The following is a 20,486-nucleotide window of genomic DNA, read 5'->3' as shown; positions in this document are numbered from 1 at the left end:
CGGCCGCTCTCCCCGGTCCGTCACCGAGGGGCTGCGCCGGTCCCATGACGGGCGACGCGCCGCGAACGGCGGCGCCCCCGTCCCGCGCCGGCACGGCCGCCCCGCCGGACACCGGGAACGCCGCGCCGCACCCTGAGGCACCCGCCGGACACCGGGAACGCCGCGCCCTGACGGACCCGCCGGGCCCCAATACCGCGCCGCGGCACGGGCACGCCGTCCGGTCCCCGCTGGTCAGGCGGTGCGGCGGATCAGTGCCAGATACATCGCGTCGGTGCCGTGCAGATGCGGCCACAGCTGTACGTCGGGGCCGTCGCCGAGGGCGGGTACGCCGGGCAACAGCGGCCGGGCGTCGATGAGTTCGGCGTTCGGGTACTGCTTGAGGACGTCGTCGACCACGGCCCTGGTCTCGGCGAGATGGGGCGAGCAGGTGACGTAGCCCACGACGCCCCCGGCCCGTACCGACTCCAGAGCCGTCCGCAACAGGGCCCGCTGGAGGGGCGCGAACCCCTCGAGGTCCTCGGGCCGGCGCCGCCAGCGGGCCTCGGGCCGACGGCGCAGCGCGCCGAGCCCCGTGCACGGCACGTCCATCAGGACCCGGTCGAAGGCCCCGGGGCGCCACGGCGGCCGGGTCCCGTCGGCGGTGAGGACCTGGTACGGCCCCGGGTTCCCGGCGAGCGCCCTGGCCACCAGACCGGCCCGGTGCGGCTGCTTCTCGGAGGCGAGCAGCGCGGCGCCGCGCTCGGCGGCGAGGGCGGCGAGCAGCGCGGCCTTGCCGCCGGGTCCGGCGCATCCGTCCAGCCATCGCTCGTCGGGCCCGTCCAGGGGTGCGTTCGCGAGGGCGAGCGCGACGAGCTGGCTGCCCTCGTCCTGCACGCCCGCACGGCCCTCCCGCACGGCCTCCACCGCCCCGGGATCGCCGCCCTCGGCGAGCCGGACGGCGAACGGCGACCAGCGGCCGGGCACCGCGGACTCCTCGTGCAGCAGTTCCTCGGTGGTGGAGCGGCCGGGCCGGGCCACGAGCGTGACCTCGGGCCGCTCGTTGTCGGCCTCCAGCAGGTCCTCGATCCCGGCACGCCCGCCGCCGAGGGAGTCCCACAGGGCGGAGACGACCCAGCGCGGGTGCGAGTGCACGACGGCGAGGTGGTCCTCGGGGTCCTCGTCGTAGGGCGGCGCGACCTGCTCCAGCCAGCCGTCGAGGTCGTTCTGGGCGACCTTGCGCAGCACGGCGTTGACGAACTTGGCCCGGCCGTCGCCGAGTACGACACGGGCGAGTTCGACGGTGGCGGACACGGCGGCGTGGCTGGGGATCCGTGTCCCCAGCAACTGGTGCACGCCGAGGCTCAGCACATCGAGCACGGGCGGGTCGACCTCGCGCAACGGCCGGTCGACACAGGCCGCGAGGATGGCGTCGTACGTCCCCTGCCGGCGCAGTGTCCCGTACACCAGCTCGGTGGCGAGCGCCGCGTCCCGTCCGTCCAGGTCGCCCGCCTCGCGCGCCTTGCGCAGCAGCGGCGGCAGCACGAGGTTCGCGTAGGCGTCCCGCTCGTCGACGGCCCGCAGCGCGTCGAAGGCGAGGATGCGGACGGGGTCCTTCTGGGGACGGCGGTAGGGCTTGCCGGGCTTGCGGGGCCGACGGGACTGCTCACTCACGAAAAGGTGCTCCGGGTATGGGACGACAGGCGCCTTCCAGCGTACGTCCGCGGGTGACCATGCAGACGGGGAGGTCAGCCGCCGAGGGTCTCCGAGTCGCCGATACGCACTCCGCGCGCCCAGTTCGCGGCCTGCATCGGCTTCTTGCCCTGGGCCTGCACCCATACCAGCTCGACGGCGTGGGAACCGGTGCCGACGTAGACGTTGTTCTTGCCGGCCAAGAGCTGTCCCGGGGCGAGGTCCGTGCGCTCGGGCACGGGCGCGACCTGGATCAGCTTGAGCCGCTCGCCGCGGAAGGTGGTCCACGCGCCGGGCGCGGGCGTGCAGGCCCGTACCACGCGGTCGACGCGGAGCGCGGGCGTGGCCCAGTTCACCTGCGCGTCCTCGACGGTGATCTTGGGCGCGAGCGTGACGCCGTCGGCGGGCTGCGGCACGGCCTTGAGGGTTCCGTCCTCGATGCCGTCCATGGTGGCGGCGAGCAGTCCGGAACCGGCGAAGGCGAGACGGGTGAGCAGATCGCCGCTCGTGTCGGTGGAGCGGATCTCCTCGGTGACGGTGCCGTAGACGGGCCCTGAGTCCAGTCCTTCCTCGATGAGGAAGGTGGAAGCACCGGTGATCTCGTCGCCCGCCATGAGGGAGTGCTGCACGGGGGCGGCGCCGCGCCAGGCGGGCAGCAGCGAGAAGTGCAGATTGACCCAGCCGTGGGTGGGGATGTCGAGGGCCACCCGGGGCAGCAGCGCCCCGTAGGCGACGACGGGACAGCAGTCGGGCGCGATCTCCCGCAGGCGCGCGAGGAATTCCTCGTCGCGAGGCCTGTTCGGCTTGAGGACCTCGATGCCCGCCTCCTCCGCCCGTTCGGCGACGGGGCTGGCGACGAGCCTGCGCCCACGGCCCGCCGGTGCGTCGGGCCGCGTGACGACGGCCGCCACCTCATGCCGCCCGGACGCGAGCAGGGCGTCCAGCGCGGGAACGGCGACCTCGGGGGTACCTGCGAAGACAAGCCTCATGGGTGGGTGACGGCCTCTCGGGCGGGAGTCGGGACGGGGCCCGGGCGACTGCGGCGGGCGAAGGCGCACGGATAGCGCACCAGTCTATGGGGGGCCGTGGCGCCGCAGACGCGAAGGGCACCCCGATCCAGGGCGAATGCCTCTCACAGCGCACACCACCCGGGGGCGTACATCCATCTCCTTACGCCCCTGCACCGTGACCAGAGCCCCGCATGCGCGTTGGTCAAGAAAGAGTTGACCACATCGGGCCGCGGTCGCGGCCCGATTCCTTTCAACGCCGGTTCGAGAGGCTTGTTCATGGCCGACCACGCAACCCACGACGCCCAGGCCCGGGCCAGCCTGCACTTGCTGGTGCGGGACATCGAGCGGGTCCGACGACAGGTGGACGCGTTGCGCACCCTCACCGCCCAGTTGGGCAATGTCTACCGCCCGCGCCGCTCCGGCCCGTCCACGGGCTTCGTCGTCTACGGACGCGCCCCCGCCCCGACCGTCCGCCTCGCCCAGGAGCTGCGGGACAGCGTCGAGACCCTGGTCACGGCGGCCGTGGACTTCGACCGCTCACTCGGCTTCTCATGGGACGCCGTGGGGTCCGCACTCGGCGTCACCAAGCAGGCGGTGCACCGCCGTTACGGCGCCCGCCGGGCCGCCGCCCAGGCAGCGACCGAGGCCGAACACTCGGCGGAACCGACCGGCACCCGCACCCTGAACGTGGGCGCCGGCCTCCCCACGGTGCCCGCGGCCCGCTCGATGCCGACGCAGCCGACGGCGGGCAGTCCCACACTCCGCGACGAGGTGCGGTCGACGGCCTTCCCAGGCCCGCGCAACGGCTGAGCGGCCCTCCGCCTGCCTCCCGGCCGCACCGGGAGGCAGCCGTGTGGTCACGCCGCGCATCACGGGGCGACCGGAAGGACGGAGGCGGCATCACGCCCGTCCGAAGACGGCTCCCGCCCGCCACACCCCCGAACCCCCGCCCTCACCGCGCCTCCAGCCCGCCGCCGGTCAGCCGATGTCCGGCGGGTCGATCCGAATCCGTACCGTCTCGCTCCCGCCGTTTCCTCCACGAGCCATCCGGGCCGCCAGCGCGGTCTTCAGCGCGGAGGCCAGGACCGCTCCGCTCCCGGGCGGTACCCGGATGAGCGCCCGCTCCCACCGCTCCCCCGGCGGCGGCCCCCCGGTCCGCCGCGGCCGCCCGGACTCGGTGACCGGCACGGGCACCGGTCCGAGCACCTCGGCGTCCGGCGGGAGTCCGGCCGCGGCGAGGAAGCCCGTGACCGCCTCGGCCGGTCCCGACACCGCCGCCATGCGCGACACCGGCGGAAACCCCAGCTCGGCCCGCTCGGCCAGCTCCCGCACCGCGTGTCCGACGGGGTCCCACCGTACGAGCGCCTGCACGGGCCGCAGCGTCGGCTCGGCGACGACCACCACGGTCCCGCCCGCCGACTGCGGCCGGACGAGCGCGCCCGCGCCGATCCACCGCCGCAGCGCCTCCTCGCCCGCCCGCAGGTCCGGCCGCCCGAGCATGGCCCATCCGTCCAGCAGCAGCGCGGCCGCGTAGCCGCCCTCGGCGACCGGCTCGGCCCCCGGGGTGCTGACGACCAGCGCGGGGACGTCCGGAACCGTGTCCAGCACCTGCTCACGCCCCGACGTCCGCACCGGAACGGCCGGAAACGCGCGCCCCAGCTCCTCGGCGGTGCGCCGGGCGCCCACCACCTGGGCACGCAGCCGGAAGCCGCCGCACTCCGGGCAGTGCCAAGCGCTCTCCTCCCGGCCGCACCAGCCGCACCGCAGCTCCCCGGCGTCCTGGGCCGCCAGCGGCCCGGCGCAGTGCCGGCAGCGGGCGGGCGCGCGGCACCGGGCGCAGGCGAGCCGGGGGACGTATCCCCGCCGGGGCACCTGCACCAGCACGGGGCCGTGCCGCAGCCCCTCCCGTACGGCCTCCCAGGCGAGCGTCGGCAGCCGGGCCGCCCTGGCCGCCTCGTCCCGCGCGAGATCCCCGTCCCCCACGGTCCGCACGAGCGGCGCGGCGGACCGCACCTGCTCACGGTCGGCGGCGAGCGCCGCCGCCCAGCCGCTCTCGACGAGTTGCGCGGCCTCGACGGTGCAGCTCCAGCCTCCCAGCAGAAAAGCACACCTGTCGCGCGACGCCCGCAGCTCCAGGACCTCGCGCACGTGCGGGAAGGGGGCGTGGTCGTCGCTGTGGCTGGGGTCCCCGTCGTCCCAGACGACGACGAGGCCGAGGTCGTGGACCGGCGCGAACATGGCGGCCCGCGTCCCGACGACGGCCCGCACGGCCCCGCGCCGTATCGCGAGCCACTCCCGGTACCGCCGCTCCTGCCCGGCGTCGGCGGTCAGGACCGCGTGCTGCCCGTCCCCCATCAGTGCCCGCAGCGCGGCATCGACCCGCGCGGCGGGCCGTCCCGCGGGAACGACGACCAACGCGCCCCGGCCCGAGGCGAGCGTGGCCTGCACGGCCCGCGCGATCTCCTGCGCCCACCGCGGTCCGGGCAGAGCCGTCCACACAGCTCGCGGTGCGCCGCCGGAGGCCAGGGACCGCAGAAACTCCGGCCCCCGCGCATACCGCTGCCAGGATCCGGGATCCGGCGCGGCGGGCGGCGCGGGCGGCGGCCCCGTCTCGATGGCCTCGGCCCGGGCGTGCCGCGGCGGCACGGCGAGCTGGAGCACGTCGGCCACACTGCCCGCGTACCGGTCCGCGACGGCGCGGGCGAGATCCAGCAGCTCGGGCGAGAGGACGGGCTCGGGTGACACGACCTGGGCCAGCGCCGCGAGGGGCCCGGTGTAGTCGGACTCGGCCACCCGCTCGACGAGGTACCCGTCGATGAGGCCGCCGCCTTCGCGCCGTCCCTCGCGCACCGTCCGCGCGCCGGCCCCGAACCGCACCCGGACCCGGACCCCGGGCCGGGCCACGGCGTCCAGCTCCTCCGGCACGGCATAGTCGAAGTACCGGTCCAGATGCAGCACGCCCTTGTCGACCAGGACGCGCGCGACCGGCAGTTCCCCGGCGAGCGCGGCCCCTCGCCAGGTGCGCGGCTTGGCCCGGGGCGCTTTGGCCTGGCGCACGGCCTCACGGATCAGCGCAAGCTGCTCGGGCGGCCCGGCATCGCCCCCGCCCGCCCCGTGCTGCTGCCCGTTCCCGCTGCTCACGCTTGCATTCTTACCAAACCCCACTGACATCGCCGTGCGCGTCTCGGACCGCCCCGGGCGCCGGGGCCCGCCGGTGACGGGCCGAGGCCCGGTCCCTCGAAGGGGGCCGGGCCTCGTGCACGAGCGGGTGAGGGCCTACAGCCCCGTCGCCGCCCGCAGTGCCTCCACGCGGTCGGTGCGCTCCCAGGTGAAGTCGGGAAGCTCCCGGCCGAAGTGGCCGTAGGCGGCGGTCTCGGCGTAGATCGGGCGCAGCAGGTCCAGGTCGCGGATGATCGCGGCCGGGCGGAGGTCGAAGACCTCGGTGATCGCGCGCTCGATCTTCTCGGGGTCGATCTTGGCCGTGCCGAAGGTCTCCACGAACAGACCGACCGGCTCGGCCTTGCCGATCGCGTACGCGACCTGCACCTCGCAGCGGGAGGCCAGGCCCGCCGCCACGACGTTCTTGGCGACCCAGCGCATCGCGTACGCGGCCGAGCGGTCCACCTTGGACGGGTCCTTGCCGGAGAACGCGCCACCGCCGTGCCGCGCCATGCCGCCGTAGGTGTCGATGATGATCTTCCGGCCGGTCAGGCCCGCGTCACCCATCGGACCGCCGATCTCGAACCGGCCCGTGGGGTTGACCAGCAGGCGGTAGCCGTCCGTCTCCAGCTTGATGCCCTCGTCCAGCAGGGCCTTGAGCTCCGGTTCGACCACGAACTCGCGGATGTCGGGGGCGAGCAGCGAATCGAGGTCGATGTCGCTCGCGTGCTGCGAGGAGATGACCACCGTGTCCAGGCGGACCGCCTTGTCACCGTCGTACTCGATGGTGACCTGGGTCTTCCCGTCCGGGCGCAGGTAGGGGATGGTGCCGTTCTTGCGGACGTCGGACAGCCGCTTGGACAGGCGGTGCGCCAGGAAGATGGGCAGCGGCATCAGCGTCGGGGTCTCGTCCGTCGCGTAGCCGAACATCAGGCCCTGGTCACCCGCGCCCTGGCGGTCCAGCTCGTCGTCGTCGCCCTCGACACGGGTCTCGTACGCCGTGTCCACGCCCTGCGCGATGTCCGGGGACTGCGCGCCGATCGACACCGAGACACCGCAGGACGCGCCGTCGAAGCCCTTCTTCGACGAGTCGTAGCCGATCTCGAGGATCTTGTTGCGCACCAGCGTCGCGATGTCCGCGTACGCCTTGGTCGTGACCTCGCCGGCCACGTGCACCAGACCGGTCGTGATCAGCGTCTCCACGGCGACCCGGGACGTCGGGTCCTCACGCAGAAGCGCGTCGAGAATGGTGTCGCTGATCTGGTCAGCGATCTTGTCGGGGTGACCCTCGGTCACGGACTCCGAGGTGAACAGGCGACGGGACACAACGCTCCCTGGGGTTGCAGCGGCTGCTGGCTGATCATGGGCGGACGTGACGGGAGCTGCGCCCGGCGTCGTCCGAGAACAGTTTATCGGTCGCGCTCGACCACCGGCTCACCTGTCTCGCCTCTCGGGAGCCCTGTGACCTGCGGCACGGGCATTCTGCCCAATGCCGCGCGCTCTTTTCCAGGGTCGCCACGCGCGAATGTGCCGAGGTCCGAGCGGGTCTCCCGATGAAGGATGCATTCAGGACAGCTTCAGGACAGACGGCCCGCCACGAGGTCCCACACCGTCTCGGCGAGTGCCTCCTTGGGGCCGTACGGCACGGGGGTCTCACTGCCGTCGGCCCCCAGCACCACTGCCTCGTTCTCCTCGGCGCCGAAGGTCTTGCGCTCCCCCACCTCGTTGACCACGAGCAGGTCGCAGCCCTTGCGCTCCAGTTTCGCGCGGCCGTTCACCAGCACGTTGTCCGTCTCCGCGGCGAAACCGACGACCACTTGGCCGGGGCGGGCCCGGTCGGCTGAGATCTCGGCGAGGATGTCCGGATTCCTGACCAGAACGATGGGCTCCGGATCCTGGCCGTCCTTCTTCTTGATTTTCCCGGAGGCGTAGACCGCCGGCCGGAAGTCCGCCACCGCGGCCGCCATGACCACGGTGTCCGCGTCCGCGGCCGCCTTCAGTACCGCCTCGCGCAGTTGCACGGCCGTGCCCACCCGCACGACGTCCACTCCGGCCGGATCGGGCAGGTCCGTGTTCGCGGCGACCAGGGTGACGCGGGCGCCGCGGGCGGCGGCCGTGCGCGCCAGGGCGTACCCCTGCTTGCCGGAGGAGCGGTTGCCGAGGAACCGGACCGGGTCGAGGGGCTCGCGGGTGCCGCCGGCGGTGACGACGACATGCCGGTCCCTGAGGTCCGGCTCGGTCACTCCCCGGGCCAGCACCCGGCGGCAGACCTCGAATATCTCGGCCGGGTCGGGCAGCCGCCCCTTGCCCGTGTCGACACCGGTGAGCCGGCCGACCGCCGGTTCGATGACGATCGCGCCGCGGCGGCGCAGCGTCGCCACGTTCTCCCGGGTGGCGGGGTGCTCCCACATCTCCGTGTGCATCGCGGGGGCGAAGACGACCGGGCAGCGCGCGGTGAGGAGGGTGTTGGTGAGCAGGTCGTCGGCGAGGCCGTGGGCCGCCTTGGCGAGCATGTCGGCCGTCGCGGGGGCCACGACGACCAGGTCGGCGTGCTGGCCGATACGGACGTGCGGCACCTCGTGGACGTCGTCCCAGACCTCGGTGGAGACCGGATGGCCGGAGAGCGCCGACCAGGTGGGTGCGCCGACGAAGTGCAGAGCGGAGGCGGTCGGCACGACGCGCACATCATGCCCGGACTCGGTCAGTCTGCGCAGCAGCTCGCACGCCTTGTAGGCGGCGATGCCGCCGCTGACCCCCAGAACGACCTTCGGCTTGTCCACCGTCTCTCCCCGGACTCGGATACGTACATCATCACCGCGGGCGACGTCCCCCGCGTCCCCCCGAGCAGACCACAGGCCCGGCAGAAATGCTGCCGGGCCTGTGGAAAAACCTGTCGCGGTATGACGATAGGACATACCGCGTCGTCTGGATCTACTGCGCCGGACCCTCGATGGCCTCGGAGGTCAGCAGACCCGCGTTGATCTCGCGCAGGGCGATCGAGAGCGGCTTCTCGTGGACGTGGGTGTCGACGAGGGGACCGACGTACTCGAGGAGGCCCTCACCGAGCTGTGAGTAGTACGCGTTGATCTGGCGGGCACGCTTGGCCGCGTAGATCACGAGGCTGTACTTCGAGTCGGTGGCCTCGAGGAGCTCGTCGATCGGCGGGTTGATGATGCCCTCGGGCGCGGTGATGGAAGAGGACACGCTCTACCTTCCGAAAGATGGGGAAAGATCAGACCTGATCACACAATCTTGATCACACAATCCTGATCACACAACGTTCATCAAGGTTAGCAGCTCGGACGCCACGTCCTCGACCGCGGTGTTGACCAGGGTCTCGTCGAACTCGGGCTCGGCCGCCAGTTCGATCTTGGCCGCGTCCAGGCGGCGCTCGATCACCTCGGGCGGCTCGGTACCGCGTCCGGTGAGTCTGCGCACCAGCTCCTCCCAGGAGGGCGGAGCCAGGAACACGAGCTGCGCCTCGGGCATGGACCCACAGACCTGCCGGGCGCCCTGGAGGTCGATCTCCAGCAGCACCGGCACGCCGGCCTCCAGGTGCTCCAGCACGGCGGCCCGCGGCGTGCCGTAGCGGTGGCCTGCGAACTCGGCCCACTCCAGCAGTTCGCCGTTGGCGATCAGCTTGTCCATCTCGTCGTCGGTGACGAAGAAGTAGTGGACCCCGTGCCGCTCGCCCGGGCGAGGCTTGCGGGTCGTCGCCGACACCGAGAGCCAGACCTCGGGGTGTTCCTTGCGCATATGGGCGACGACCGTGCTCTTGCCGACCCCCGAGGGGCCGGAGAGCACGGTCAGCCGCGGACGTTCACTCATGCAGCGATTATTCCAGCAAACCCGGAGTGCCCCGGACTCAGCTGGCGGTGCTGCCGAACTCACGCTCCAGGGAAGCGATCTGGTTGGAGCCGAGGCCACGCACACGGCGACTCTCGGAGATCCCGAGTCGCTCCATGATCTGCTTGGCGCGGACCTTGCCCACGCCCGGCAGGGACTCCAGGAGGGCGGAGACCTTCATCTTGCCGATGACGTCGTTTTCCTGGCCCTGCTTGATGACCTCGTGCAGAGAGGCGCCGGAGTGCTTGAGTCGATTCTTGACCTCGGCCCGCTCCCGGCGAGCCGCGGCGGCCTTTTCGAGCGCGGCTGCGCGCTGTTCAGGGGTAAGGGGCGGAAGAGCCACGCCTACGTCACCTCGGATGTCGAACTGTCGGATACGGACCGGTGAGGAACCTAGTCGCCCCACACCTGGGGAGCCACGAGCAACACGCTTGCCCGTTCTCTCGTCGGAGACTAGCGGGCAAGTCCGCCGGAGTCAGCGAGAACAGCGGAAAAGTCCTGGTCAGCCTCTGTCGAGCCGGACTTTTTGGACATATTGCCCCGGATTTGAGGATGTATTCAGATTCGGGAGCCTCCGCGGACACGCCCGGGAGGACCCCCGCGGGGGCCCCGGAGTGTCTAGCCGGCCGCCACCGCGACCCGGATCTCCTCCGCGAAGCGTTCCGCGGCGTCACGGAGCGCGACCACGTCGGGACCGTGCCGCAGCACTCCCCGGCTCACATTCGGCACGACGTTGCGCACGGCCGTGCCGAAGACCCGGGGAAGGTCTGCCGGAGTGGCTCCCTGGGCGCCGATCCCCGGCGCGAGGAGGGGGCCGCCCATGTCGAGGTCGTACGACGACAGATCGCCCAGCGTGGCGCCCACGACGGCCCCGAAGGAGCCGAGGGGCTCCGCTCCCGCGTTCTCGGCCGCGAGGTGGGCGAGCATCGTCGCGCCCACGTTCCGGCCGTCGGGGCGCACGGCGTGCTGCACCTCGCCACCCTCGGGGTTCGAGGTCAGCGCGAGCACGAAGAGCCCGGTGCCGCTCTCGCGCGCGAGGTCCACGGCCGGCTTGAGCGAGCCGTAGCCCAGGTAGGGCGAGACGGTCAGCGCGTCGGAGAACAGCGGAGCGTCCTTGCGGAGGAAGGACTCGGCGTACGCGGCCATGGTCGAGCCGATGTCGCCGCGCTTGGCGTCCATGACGACCAGCGCCCCGGCCGCCCGCGCCTCCTCGACGGTCTTCTCCAGGACGGCGACCCCGCGCGCCCCGAAACGCTCGAAGAAGGCGCTCTGCGGCTTGAGGACGGCGACGCGGTCGGCCATCGCCTCCACGGCCGTGCGGCTGAACCGCTCCAGGCCCGCCACGTCGTCGTTCAGGCCCCACTGCGTCAGCAGCGAGGCGTGCGGGTCGATGCCGACACACAGCGGGCCCCGCTCGTCCATGGCGTGGCGCAGACGCGCGCCGAAGGGTTCCAGACCTGTCATGCGGGCTTCCTCACATCGGCGCCGACCGCGTCGGCGAGGGTGGCGTACGGGCTCGTGCGCAGGCGTGCCGCGAGCCCCTTGTGGAGCGCTCGGCCCCAGAAGGGCCCCTCGTAGACGAAGGCGCTGTAGCCCTGCACCAGCGTGGCACCGGCCAGAATGCGCTGCCAGGCGTCCTCGGCGCTCTCGATGCCGCCGACGCCCACCAGGGTGACGTGGTCGCCCACGCGCGCGTAGAGGCGGCGCAGCACCTCCAGAGAGCGTGTTTTCAGCGGCGCGCCGGACAGTCCGCCGGTCTCCTTCACCAGGGAGGGGTCGCAGGCCAGCCCGAGCCCCTCGCGCGCGATGGTGGTGTTGGTCGCGATGATCCCGTCCAGACCCAGCTCCACGGCGAGGTCGGCGACGGCGTCGACGTCCTCGTCGGCGAGGTCCGGGGCGATCTTGACCAGCAGCGGGACGCGCCGGGTGGTGACCGTGCGGTCGGCGGCCTCGCGGACGGCGCTCAGCAGCGGGCGCAGCGCCTCGGTCGCCTGCAGATCGCGCAGACCCGGGGTGTTCGGCGAGGAGACGTTGACGACCAGGTAGTCGGCGTACGGTGCGAGCCGCTCGGCGGACTTCACGTAGTCCGCGACGGCCTCCGCCTCCGGTACGGCCTTGGTCTTGCCGATGTTGACGCCCACGACGGTCCGGAAGACGGGCGTACGCGAGGCCAGGCGGGCGGCGACGGCCAGGGAGCCCTCGTTGTTGAAGCCCATGCGGTTGATCAGCGCCCGGTCCGCGACGAGCCGGAACAGCCGCTTCCTGGGGTTGCCCGGCTGCGGTTCCCCGGTCACCGTGCCGATCTCGACGTGGTCGAAGCCCATCATCGCCATGCCGTCGACGCCGACGGCGTTCTTGTCGAAGCCGGCGGCGAGCCCGACCGGACCGTGCATGCGCAGCCCGAACGCCTCCGTGCGCAGCTCCTTGTGGCGGGGCGCGAGGACGGCGGCGGCGAAGGTGCGCAGCACGGGGACGCGGGCGGCGCGGCGGATCCAGCGGAAGGCCAGGTGGTGGGCCTGCTCCGGGTCCATCCGGGTGAAAACGAGACGGAAGAAAAGCTTGTACATGTGCCTGTGTCTTGTTCCTGTGTCCTCGTGCCGTGTCGTCCGGGGAACGCCCCCGGATCCCCGAAGCGGGACACCGTTTCCGGTGTCCCCCTCGAAGGCCGCTAGTCGCGGGCCGCGATCAGGTGCTCCGCGTGTTCCTGGAGCGAGCGGACGCCCACGTCACCGCGGTTGAGGGCGTCGATGCCCTGGACGGCGGCGGCAAGCGCCTGGACGGTCGTCAGGCAGGGCACGGAGCGGGCGACCGCGGCCGTGCGGATCTCGTAGCCGTCGAGGCGGCCCCCGGTGCCGTAGGGGGTGTTGACGATGAGGTCGACCTCGCCGTCGTGGATGAGCTGGACGATGGTCCTCTCGCCGTCCGGGCCGGTGCCGTCGGACTGCTTGCGCACGACGGTGGCGTTGATGCCGTTGCGCCTGAGCACCTCGGCCGTGCCGGAGGTGGCGAGCAGCTCGAAGCCATGGGCGACCAGCTCCCGCGCCGGGAAGATCATCGACCGCTTGTCCCGGTTGGCGACCGAGATGAAGGCGCGGCCCTTGGTCGGCAGCGGGCCGTAGGCGCCCGCCTGCGACTTGGCGTACGCCGTGCCGAAGACGGAGTCGATGCCCATGACTTCGCCGGTGGAGCGCATCTCCGGGCCGAGGACCGTGTCCACGCCCCGTCCGTGGATGTCGCGGAACCGCGACCACGGCAGCACGGCCTCCTTGACCGAGATCGGCGCGTCCAGCGGCAGCTCGCCGCTGTCGCCGTGCTTCGGCAGCAGGCCCTCCTCGCGCAGCTGCGCGAGGGTCGCACCCAGCGAGATCCGGGCGGCGGCCTTGGCCAGCGGCACCGCGGTCGCCTTCGAGGTGAAGGGAACGGTGCGGGAGGCCCGCGGATTGGCCTCCAGGACGTAGAGAATGTCACCTGCCATCGCGAACTGGATGTTGATCAGTCCGCGCACCCCGACGCCCCGGGCGATGGCCTCCGTGGAGGCGCGCAGCCGCTTGATGTCGAAGCCGCCCAGTGTGATCGGCGGCAGCGCGCACGCCGAGTCGCCGGAGTGGATGCCGGCTTCCTCGATGTGCTCCATCACACCGCCGAGGTACAGCTCCTCGCCGTCGTACAGGGCGTCGACGTCGATCTCGATCGCGTCGTCGAGGAAGCGGTCGACCAGTACCGGCCGGGACGGGCCGATCTCGGTCGACTCGGCGATGTACGACGCGAGCCGGGTCTCGTCGTAGACGATCTCCATGCCGCGTCCGCCGAGGACGTAGGACGGCCGGACGAGGACCGGGTAGCCGATCTCGTCCGCGATCGCCTTGGCCTCCTCGAACGTGGTGGCCGTGCCGTGCTTGGGCGCCGGGAGCCCGGCCTCGGCGAGCACGCGCCCGAACGCGCCGCGGTCCTCGGCGGCGTGGATCGCCTCGGGCGGGGTGCCCACGATCGGCACGCCGTTGTCCTTCAGCGCCTGTGCCAGGCCCAGCGGAGTCTGGCCGCCGAGCTGGACCACGACGCCCGCGACCGGGCCGGCCTGCTGCTCGGCGTGGACGATCTCCAGCACGTCCTCGAGCGTCAGCGGCTCGAAGTACAGGCGGTCGGAGGTGTCGTAGTCCGTGGAGACCGTCTCGGGGTTGCAGTTGACCATCACGGTCTCGTACCCGGCGTCGCTGAGCGCGAAGGAGGCGTGGACGCAGGAGTAGTCGAACTCGATGCCCTGGCCGATGCGGTTGGGGCCGGAGCCCAGGATGATCACCGCGGGCTTCTCGCGCCGCGCGACCTCGCTCTCCTCGTCGTAGGAGGAGTAGAAGTACGGCGTCTTCGCGGCGAACTCGGCGGCGCAGGTGTCCACCGTCTTGTAGACCGGGCGCACGCCCAGCGCGTGCCGCACCTCGCGCACGACGTCCTCGCGCAGGCCCCGGATCTCGGCGATCTGCTGGTCGGAGAAGCCGTGTCGCTTGGCCTCGGCCAGCAGCTCGGCGTCCAGCCGCTCGGCGGCGGCCAGCTCGTCCGCGATCTCCTTGATGAGGAAGAGCTGGTCGACGAACCAGGGGTCGATCCGGGTGGCCTCGAAGACCTCCTCCTGGGTGGCGCCCGCGCGGATGGCCTCCATGACCGTGTTGATCCGGCCGTCGGTGGGACGGGCGGCCTCGCGCAGCAGTGTCGCCTTGTCGCCGGTCTCACCCGTGAAGGTGAACTGGCTGCCCTTCTTCTCCAGGGAGCGCAGCGCCTTCTGGAACGCCTCGGTGAAGTTGCGGCCGATCGCCATCGCCTCGCCGACCGACTTCATGGTCGTGGTGAGCGTGGAGTCGGCGGACGGGAACTTCTCGAAGGCGAACCGCGGCGCCTTCACGACGACATAGTCCAGGGTCGGCTCGAAGGAGGCCGGGGTCTCCTGGGTGATGTCGTTCGGGATCTCGTCGAGGGTGTAGCCCACGGCCAGCTTGGCGGCGATCTTGGCGATCGGGAAGCCGGTCGCCTTGGAGGCGAGCGCGGAGGAGCGCGAGACGCGCGGGTTCATCTCGATGACGATCACCCGACCGTCCTCGGGGTTCACCGCGAACTGGATGTTGCAGCCGCCGGTGTCCACGCCGACCTCGCGGATGACAGCGATGCCGATGTCGCGCAGGATCTGGTACTCGCGGTCGGTCAGCGTCATCGCCGGGGCGACGGTGATCGAGTCACCGGTGTGCACGCCCATCGGGTCGAAGTTCTCGATGGAGCAGACGACCACGACGTTGTCGTGCTTGTCGCGCATCAGCTCCAGCTCGTACTCCTTCCAGCCGAGGATGGACTCCTCCAGGAGCACCTCGGTGGTCGGCGAGAGGGTGAGGCCCTGTCCGGCGATGCGGCGCAGCTCCTCCTCGTCGTGCGCGAAGCCGGAGCCGGCGCCGCCCATGGTGAAGGAGGGGCGGACGACGACCGGGTAGCCGCCGAGCCACTCGACGCCGGCCAGCACCTCGTCCATGGAGTGGCAGATCACCGACCGGGCGGACTCGCCGTGCCCGATCTTCCCGCGGACCGCCTCCACGACCTCCTTGAACCGGTCGCGGTCCTCGCCCTTGTGGATGGCCTCGACGTTGGCGCCGATCAGCTCGACGCCGTACTTGTCCAGGACGCCGTTCCCGTGCAGCGAGATGGCGGTGTTGAGGGCCGTCTGCCCGCCCAGGGTGGGCAGCAGGGCGTCGGGGCGCTCCTTGGCGATGATCCTCTCGACGAAGTCCGGGGTGATCGGCTCGATGTAGGTGGCGTCGGCGATCTCCGGGTCGGTCATGATCGTCGCCGGGTTCGAGTTCACCAGGATGACCCGCAAGCCCTCGGACCTCAGGACCCGGCACGCCTGGGTGCCGGAGTAGTCGAACTCGGCGGCCTGGCCGATGACGATCGGGCCGGAGCCGATGACCAGGACGGACTGGATATCGGTGCGCTTAGGCACGCTGGCCCTCCATCAGGGATACGAAGCGGTCGAACAGGTAGGCGGCATCGTGCGGCCCTGCCGCCGCTTCGGGGTGGTACTGGACGCTGAAGGCCGGCTGGTCGAGCAGCTGGAGGCCCTCCACCACGTTGTCGTTGAGACAGACGTGGGAGACCTCGGCGCGGCCGTAAGGGGTGTCGGACACCTGGTCGAGCGGGGCGTCGACCGCGAAGCCGTGGTTGTGCGCGGTGACCTCGACCTTGCCGGTCGTACGGTCCTGCACCGGCTGGTTGATGCCACGGTGGCCGTACTTCAGCTTGTAGGTGCCGAAGCCGAGCGCACGGCCGAGGATCTGGTTGCCGAAGCAGATGCCGAACAGGGGCGTCCCGCGCTCCAGGACGGCCTGCATCACGGAGACGGGGTGGTCGGCGGTGGCCGGGTCGCCGGGGCCGTTGGAGAAGAACACACCGTCCGGGTTCACGGCGTACACGTCCTCGACCGTGGCCGTCGCGGGCAGCACGTGCACCTCGATGCCGCGCTCGGCCATGCGGTGCGGGGTCATGCCCTTGATGCCGAGGTCCACCGCGGCGACGGTGAACCGCTTCTCGCCGATCGCGGGGACGACGTAGGCCTCCTTGGTGGCGACCTCGGTGGCGAGGTCCGCGCCCACCATCTCGGGGGCCTGGCGTACCTCGGCGAGCATGGTGCCCTCGTCGGGCAGCGCGTTGCCGGAGAAGATGCCGACGCGCATGGCGCCACGCTCGCGCAGATGGCGGGTGAGCGCGCGGGTGTCGATCCCGGAGATGCCGACGACGCCCTGGTGGCGCAGTTCCTCGTCCAGTGAGCGCTTGGCGCGCCAGTTGGAGGGCACGCGCGCGGGGTCGCGCACGACGTAGCCCGCGACCCAGATCCGCTGCGACTCGGGGTCCTCGTCGTTGACACCGGTGTTGCCGACGTGGGGGGCGGTCATCACGACGACCTGGCGGTGGTACGACGGGTCGGTGAGGGTCTCCTGGTAGCCGGTCATGCCGGTCGAGAACACGGCCTCGCCGAAGGTCACCCCCACGGCCCCGTAGGCACGGCCGCGGAAGGTCCGGCCGTCCTCCAGGACGAGTACGGCGGGAGTCCTCAAGGCTCCCCTGGTGGAGGTCGTCATCGTGCGCCTTCCGTCTTGTTGATCATGTGGTTCAGGGTTTCGACCCAGTCGTTGTGCTCGGCCGCGCGGTCGGAGCGGAACCCGGAGTCGAGCAGCTTGCCGCCGTGCTCCCAGGTCACGATCAGCAGTCCGCCCTCGGTGAGGACCTTGCCCGCGATGCCCTTGTCGAGCCGGGCCCCGCGCAGCCGCTCGGCGGGCACGAAGAAGTCGGTCGCGCCGGGGCGTACGACGTCGAGGCCGGCGTCCGTCAGCGTGAGCTCGACCCGGCTGCGCGTCCCCAGGCCGTGGGCCACGATGCGGTCCAGCCACTGCCCGGCGGTCGTGGAGCCGTGGTAGCGGCCGCTCATGCTCAGTTTCGCCGGACCGGGCTCCTCGGGCATTCCGGGCAGCGGCGGCTCGCCTCCGTCGAGGGTGGTGGGCGACGGGCGGGCGGGCAGCTCCGGCAGGTCGCTCTGGAGGGTGGCGCGCCACTTCCAGCCCTCGCGCATCAGCCAGTAGACGAGCGCGACGAACAGGGCGAGCCCCACGAGCCAGCCGATACGAGCGGACCAGTCGGTCACGTGCGCCGATTGCTTCTCGGCGGCGAGCAGGATGTCAGGAGTCACGCGAGCTTCCCGTCGACGAGGGTGGCCTTGCCCCGGAGCCAGGTGTGGGTGATACGGCCCGGCAGCTCACGGCCCTCGTACGGAGTGTTGCGGCTGCGCGAGGCGAAGCCCGCGGGGTCCACCAGCCCACGGTATGCGGTGTCGACGAGGGTGAGGTTGGCGGGCTCGCCCGCCGAGACGGGGCGGCCGTGGCCCGCGGCCCGGCCGATCTTCGCGGGCTGGAAGGACATGCGGTCGGCGACCCCCGCCCAGTCGAGCAGCCCGGTGTCGACCATGGTCTCCTGCACCACGGACAGCGCCGTCTCCAGGCCCACCATGCCCATGGCGGCGGCGGCCCACTCGCAGTCCTTGTCCTCGTGCGGATGGGGGGCGTGGTCGGTGGCGACGATGTCGATCGTGCCGTCGGCGAGCGCCTCGCGCAGCGCCATGACGTCGCGCTCGGTGCGCAGCGGCGGGTTCACCTTGTAGACCGGGTTGTAGCTGCGCACCAGCTCGTCGGTGAGGAGCAGGTGGTGCGGGGTGACCTCGGCGGTGACGTCGATGCCGCGGGACTTCGCCCAGCGCACGATCTCGACGGACCCGGCGGTCGACAGATGGCAGATGTGCACGCGCGAGCCGACGTGGTCGGCGAGCAGCACGTCCCGGGCGATGACCGACTCCTCGGCGACCGCCGGCCAGCCGCCGAGCCCCAGCTCCGCGGAGACGACGCCCTCGTTCATCTGGGCGCCCTCGGTCAGCCGCGGCTCCTGTGCGTGCTGGGCGACGACGCCGCCGAAGGCCTTCACGTACTCCAGCGCCCGGCGCATGATCACCGCGTCGTCGACGCACTTGCCGTCGTCGGAGAAGACGGTGACGCCGGCCGCCGACTCGTGCATGGCGCCGAGCTCGGCGAGTTTCCTGCCCTCCAGGCCGACGGTGACGGCACCGACGGGGTGGACGTCGCAGTAGCCGTGTTCCCGGCCCAGCCGCCATACCTGCTCGACGACACCGGCGGTGTCGGCGACCGGGAAGGTGTTGGCCATGGCGAACACGGCCGTGTAGCCGCCGCTCGCGGCGGCCCGGGTGCCGGTCAGGACGGTCTCGGAGTCCTCGCGGCCGGGCTCGCGCAGATGGGTGTGCAGATCGACGAGGCCCGGGAGCAGCACCTTGCCGTCGGCCTCGACGACCTGTGCGCCCTCGGCGGACAGCCCCGTGCCGACCGCTTCGACGACCTCACCGTCGATCAGGACGTCCTGTGGCTCACCGCCGAGCACCTTCGCACCACGGATCAGGGTCTTGCTCATCTGTCTTACTTCTCCTCGGTACGGGTGTGGGGGTGGGCGGACGCGTCCCGGGTTTCGAACACGGCCCCGCCGAGCAGCAGGTACAGGACCGCCATCCGGATCGAGACACCGTTCGCCACCTGCTCCACGGCGGTGCAGCGCCGGGAATCGGCGACCTCGGCGGTGATCTCCATGCCGCGCACCATCGGGCCGGGGTGCATGACGATGGCGTGTTCGGGCATCCTCGCCATCCGGTCGCCGTCCAGGCCGTAGCGTCGCGCGTATTCGCGCTCGGTCGGGAAGAAGGCGGCGTTCATGCGCTCGCGCTGGACGCGCAGCATCATCACGGCGTCCGACTTGGGCAGCGTCCCGTCGAGGTCGTAGGAGATCTCGCAGGGCCAGGACCCGACGCCGACCGGCACCAGGGTGGGCGGGGCGACCAGGGTGACCTCGGCGCCCAGGGTGTGCAGCAGGTCGACGTTGGAGCGGGCGACCCGGCTGTGCAGCACGTCACCGACGATGGTGATGCGCTTCCCGGCCAGGTCGTGGCCGAGCCCCGTGTCCCGGCCCACCAGGCGGCGGCGCATGGTGAAGGCGTCGAGCAGGGCCTGGGTGGGGTGCTGGTGGGTGCCGTCGCCGGCGTTGATCACGGCGGCGTCGATCCAGCCGGAGTTGGCCAGGCGGTAGGGGGCTCCGGAGGCACCGTGCCGGATGACGACGGCGTCGACGCCCATCGCCTCCAGGGTCTGGGCGGTGTCCTTGAGGGACTCGCCCTTGGACACGCTGGATCCCTTGGCGGAGAAGTTGATCACGTCCGCGGACAGCCGCTTCTCGGCGGCCTCGAAGGAGATCCGGGTGCGGGTGGAGTCCTCGAAGAAGAGGTTGACGACGGTGCGGCCGCGCAGGGTCGGCAGCTTCTTGATCGGCCGGTCCGCGACCCGGGCCATCTCCTCGGCAGTGTCGAGGATCAGGACGGCGTCGTCACGGGTGAGGTCGGCGGCCGAGATGAGATGGCGCTGCATCTGTCAGGCTCCGTAAGGCAGTTCATCAATCGGGAGGATTCGGGCAGGCGCGCGCGTGCGGAGGCGCACTCGCGGGGCGTGCGGCAGGGGTACGCCGCAGTGCTACTGCTGCGCGCTCGCCACGGTCTGCTTCACGCCGAGCAGCACGGTGTCGCGACCGTCCTCCTCGGTGAGCAGGACCTTGACCGTCTCCCGCAGCGACGTGGGGAGGTTCTTGCCGACGTAGTCGGCGCGGATCGGGAGTTCGCGGTGGCCGCGGTCGACGAGGACCGCGAGCTGGACCGCGCGCGGACGCCCGATGTCGTTCAGGGCGTCGAGGGCGGCGCGGATGGTGCGGCCGGAGAAGAGCACGTCGTCGACGAGGACGACGAGACGGCCGTCGAGCCCGTCACCGGGGATCTCCGTGCGGGCCAGGGCACGGGGCGGCTGCAGGCGCAGGTCGTCGCGGTACATGGTGATGTCGAGGGAGCCGACCGGGATCGTGCGGCCGGTGATCTGCTCGAGCTTGACGGCGAGCCGACGGGCGAGGAAGACGCCCCGGGTCGGGATGCCGAGGAGCACCACGTCGTCGGCGCCCTTGGCGCGCTCGACGATCTCGTGGGCGATGCGGGTGAGCACCCGCGCGATGTCAGGACCCTCGAGGACGGGTCGCGCATCGGAATGCTGCGTGTCCATACGAAACGGACCCCCTTCTCCGTCTCACGGGACGGACCTTAAAGGACGTCGTAATTGCGCCATACAGACTACCAGCCCGCCAGGAGCGGCCGATCACCCCTCTGGCGTCCCGTGTCACCCATCCGGC

17 protein-coding genes are annotated in these 20,486 nt (G+C 71.8%); 1 reads left to right on the top strand and 16 read right to left on the bottom strand.

Going from position 1 to position 20,486, the window contains the following annotated elements; genetic code table 11:
- Positions 1 to 231: 231 nt before the first annotated feature.
- Entirely contained in the window at positions 232 to 1,650 is a 1,419-nt protein-coding gene (locus ACWD5Q_RS09460) for an RsmB/NOP family class I SAM-dependent RNA methyltransferase (protein WP_451426426.1), read from the bottom strand.
- A gap of 74 nt (positions 1,651 to 1,724) precedes the next feature.
- A complete protein-coding gene (fmt, locus tag ACWD5Q_RS09455; protein WP_451426425.1) occupies positions 1,725 to 2,657 on the bottom strand; it encodes a methionyl-tRNA formyltransferase in 933 nt (310 codons plus the stop codon).
- 297 nt (positions 2,658 to 2,954) lie between these two features.
- Here fmt and ACWD5Q_RS09450 point away from each other — a divergent pair, with 297 nt between their 5' ends.
- Positions 2,955 to 3,488: a hypothetical protein gene (locus ACWD5Q_RS09450; RefSeq protein ID WP_451426424.1), complete on the top strand. Its 534-nt coding sequence runs from the start codon at positions 2,955 to 2,957 to the stop codon at positions 3,486 to 3,488.
- Between the two features lie 168 nt (positions 3,489 to 3,656).
- Here ACWD5Q_RS09450 and ACWD5Q_RS09445 read toward each other — a convergent pair whose 3' ends face one another.
- The 14 genes from ACWD5Q_RS09445 to pyrR form a co-directional block, all read right to left on the bottom strand.
- On the bottom strand, positions 3,657 to 5,819 hold the full coding sequence (locus ACWD5Q_RS09445) for a primosomal protein N' (RefSeq protein ID WP_451426423.1): 2,163 nt from the start codon (positions 5,817 to 5,819) through the stop codon (positions 3,657 to 3,659).
- A gap of 135 nt (positions 5,820 to 5,954) precedes the next feature.
- On the bottom strand, positions 5,955 to 7,163 hold the full coding sequence (metK, locus tag ACWD5Q_RS09440; protein WP_451426422.1) for a methionine adenosyltransferase: 1,209 nt from the start codon (positions 7,161 to 7,163) through the stop codon (positions 5,955 to 5,957).
- Between the two features lie 251 nt (positions 7,164 to 7,414).
- Positions 7,415 to 8,617 carry a bifunctional phosphopantothenoylcysteine decarboxylase/phosphopantothenate--cysteine ligase CoaBC gene (gene coaBC / locus ACWD5Q_RS09435; RefSeq protein WP_451426421.1) on the bottom strand — a complete coding sequence of 401 codons (1,203 nt, stop codon included), beginning with the start codon at positions 8,615 to 8,617 and terminating at the stop codon, positions 7,415 to 7,417.
- 151 nt (positions 8,618 to 8,768) lie between these two features.
- On the bottom strand, positions 8,769 to 9,041 hold the full coding sequence (gene rpoZ, locus ACWD5Q_RS09430; protein ID WP_005319902.1) for a DNA-directed RNA polymerase subunit omega: 273 nt from the start codon (positions 9,039 to 9,041) through the stop codon (positions 8,769 to 8,771).
- A 66-nt stretch (positions 9,042 to 9,107) separates the two neighbouring features.
- On the bottom strand, positions 9,108 to 9,665 hold the full coding sequence (gene gmk, locus ACWD5Q_RS09425; protein WP_451426420.1) for a guanylate kinase: 558 nt from the start codon (positions 9,663 to 9,665) through the stop codon (positions 9,108 to 9,110).
- A gap of 37 nt (positions 9,666 to 9,702) precedes the next feature.
- Positions 9,703 to 10,026, bottom strand: coding sequence for an integration host factor (locus ACWD5Q_RS09420; protein ID WP_006607450.1), 324 nt, complete (start codon positions 10,024 to 10,026; stop codon positions 9,703 to 9,705).
- A 275-nt stretch (positions 10,027 to 10,301) separates the two neighbouring features.
- Positions 10,302 to 11,147 carry an orotidine-5'-phosphate decarboxylase gene (gene pyrF, locus ACWD5Q_RS09415; protein WP_451426419.1) on the bottom strand — a complete coding sequence of 282 codons (846 nt, stop codon included), beginning with the start codon at positions 11,145 to 11,147 and terminating at the stop codon, positions 10,302 to 10,304.
- A complete protein-coding gene (locus ACWD5Q_RS09410; RefSeq protein WP_451426418.1) occupies positions 11,144 to 12,250 on the bottom strand; it encodes a quinone-dependent dihydroorotate dehydrogenase in 1,107 nt (368 codons plus the stop codon). The genes pyrF and ACWD5Q_RS09410 overlap by 4 nt, the downstream gene beginning before the upstream one ends.
- A gap of 101 nt (positions 12,251 to 12,351) precedes the next feature.
- Positions 12,352 to 15,660 carry a carbamoyl-phosphate synthase large subunit gene (carB, locus tag ACWD5Q_RS09405; protein WP_451426417.1) on the bottom strand — a complete coding sequence of 1,103 codons (3,309 nt, stop codon included), beginning with the start codon at positions 15,658 to 15,660 and terminating at the stop codon, positions 12,352 to 12,354.
- Positions 15,653 to 16,795: a glutamine-hydrolyzing carbamoyl-phosphate synthase small subunit gene (gene carA / locus ACWD5Q_RS09400; protein ID WP_451426416.1), complete on the bottom strand. Its 1,143-nt coding sequence runs from the start codon at positions 16,793 to 16,795 to the stop codon at positions 15,653 to 15,655. Before carA ends, carB begins: the two co-directional genes overlap by 8 nt.
- Entirely contained in the window at positions 16,792 to 17,400 is a 609-nt protein-coding gene (locus ACWD5Q_RS09395; RefSeq protein WP_451426415.1) for a PH-like domain-containing protein, read from the bottom strand. The genes carA and ACWD5Q_RS09395 overlap by 4 nt, the downstream gene beginning before the upstream one ends.
- Positions 17,397 to 18,683, bottom strand: coding sequence for a dihydroorotase (locus ACWD5Q_RS09390; RefSeq protein ID WP_451426414.1), 1,287 nt, complete (start codon positions 18,681 to 18,683; stop codon positions 17,397 to 17,399). Before ACWD5Q_RS09390 ends, ACWD5Q_RS09395 begins: the two co-directional genes overlap by 4 nt.
- A 5-nt stretch (positions 18,684 to 18,688) precedes the next feature.
- Entirely contained in the window at positions 18,689 to 19,684 is a 996-nt protein-coding gene (locus ACWD5Q_RS09385; RefSeq protein WP_451426413.1) for an aspartate carbamoyltransferase catalytic subunit, read from the bottom strand.
- A gap of 102 nt (positions 19,685 to 19,786) precedes the next feature.
- Positions 19,787 to 20,359, bottom strand: a complete 573-nt coding sequence (gene pyrR / locus ACWD5Q_RS09380) for a bifunctional pyr operon transcriptional regulator/uracil phosphoribosyltransferase PyrR (protein WP_451426412.1) — start codon at positions 20,357 to 20,359, stop codon at positions 19,787 to 19,789.
- Between the last annotated feature and the right edge of the window lie 127 nt (positions 20,360 to 20,486).

The sequence above is a fragment of the Streptomyces sp. NPDC002513 genome (assembly GCF_053595355.1).
The sequence above is the reverse complement of the archived record's forward strand: the minus strand, read 5'-3'. Positions and strand labels throughout refer to the sequence as shown.

Bases quoted from the DNA above. Each gene is read 5' to 3' on its own strand.
- fmt (WP_451426425.1), bottom strand. From the start codon at position 2,657: ATGAGGCTTGTCTTCGCAGGTACCCCCGAGGTCGCCGTTCCCGCGCTG.
- ACWD5Q_RS09450 (WP_451426424.1), top strand. From the start codon at position 2,955: ATGGCCGACCACGCAACCCACGACGCCCAGGCCCGGGCCAGCCTGCAC.
- gmk (WP_451426420.1), bottom strand. From the start codon at position 9,665: ATGAGTGAACGTCCGCGGCTGACCGTGCTCTCCGGCCCCTCGGGGGTC.
- pyrF (WP_451426419.1), bottom strand. From the start codon at position 11,147: ATGACAGGTCTGGAACCCTTCGGCGCGCGTCTGCGCCACGCCATGGAC.
- ACWD5Q_RS09410 (WP_451426418.1), bottom strand. From the start codon at position 12,250: ATGTACAAGCTTTTCTTCCGTCTCGTTTTCACCCGGATGGACCCGGAG.
- carA (WP_451426416.1), bottom strand. From the start codon at position 16,795: ATGACGACCTCCACCAGGGGAGCCTTGAGGACTCCCGCCGTACTCGTC.
- ACWD5Q_RS09390 (WP_451426414.1), bottom strand. From the start codon at position 18,683: ATGAGCAAGACCCTGATCCGTGGTGCGAAGGTGCTCGGCGGTGAGCCA.
- ACWD5Q_RS09385 (WP_451426413.1), bottom strand. From the start codon at position 19,684: ATGCAGCGCCATCTCATCTCGGCCGCCGACCTCACCCGTGACGACGCC.
- pyrR (WP_451426412.1), bottom strand. From the start codon at position 20,359: ATGGACACGCAGCATTCCGATGCGCGACCCGTCCTCGAGGGTCCTGAC.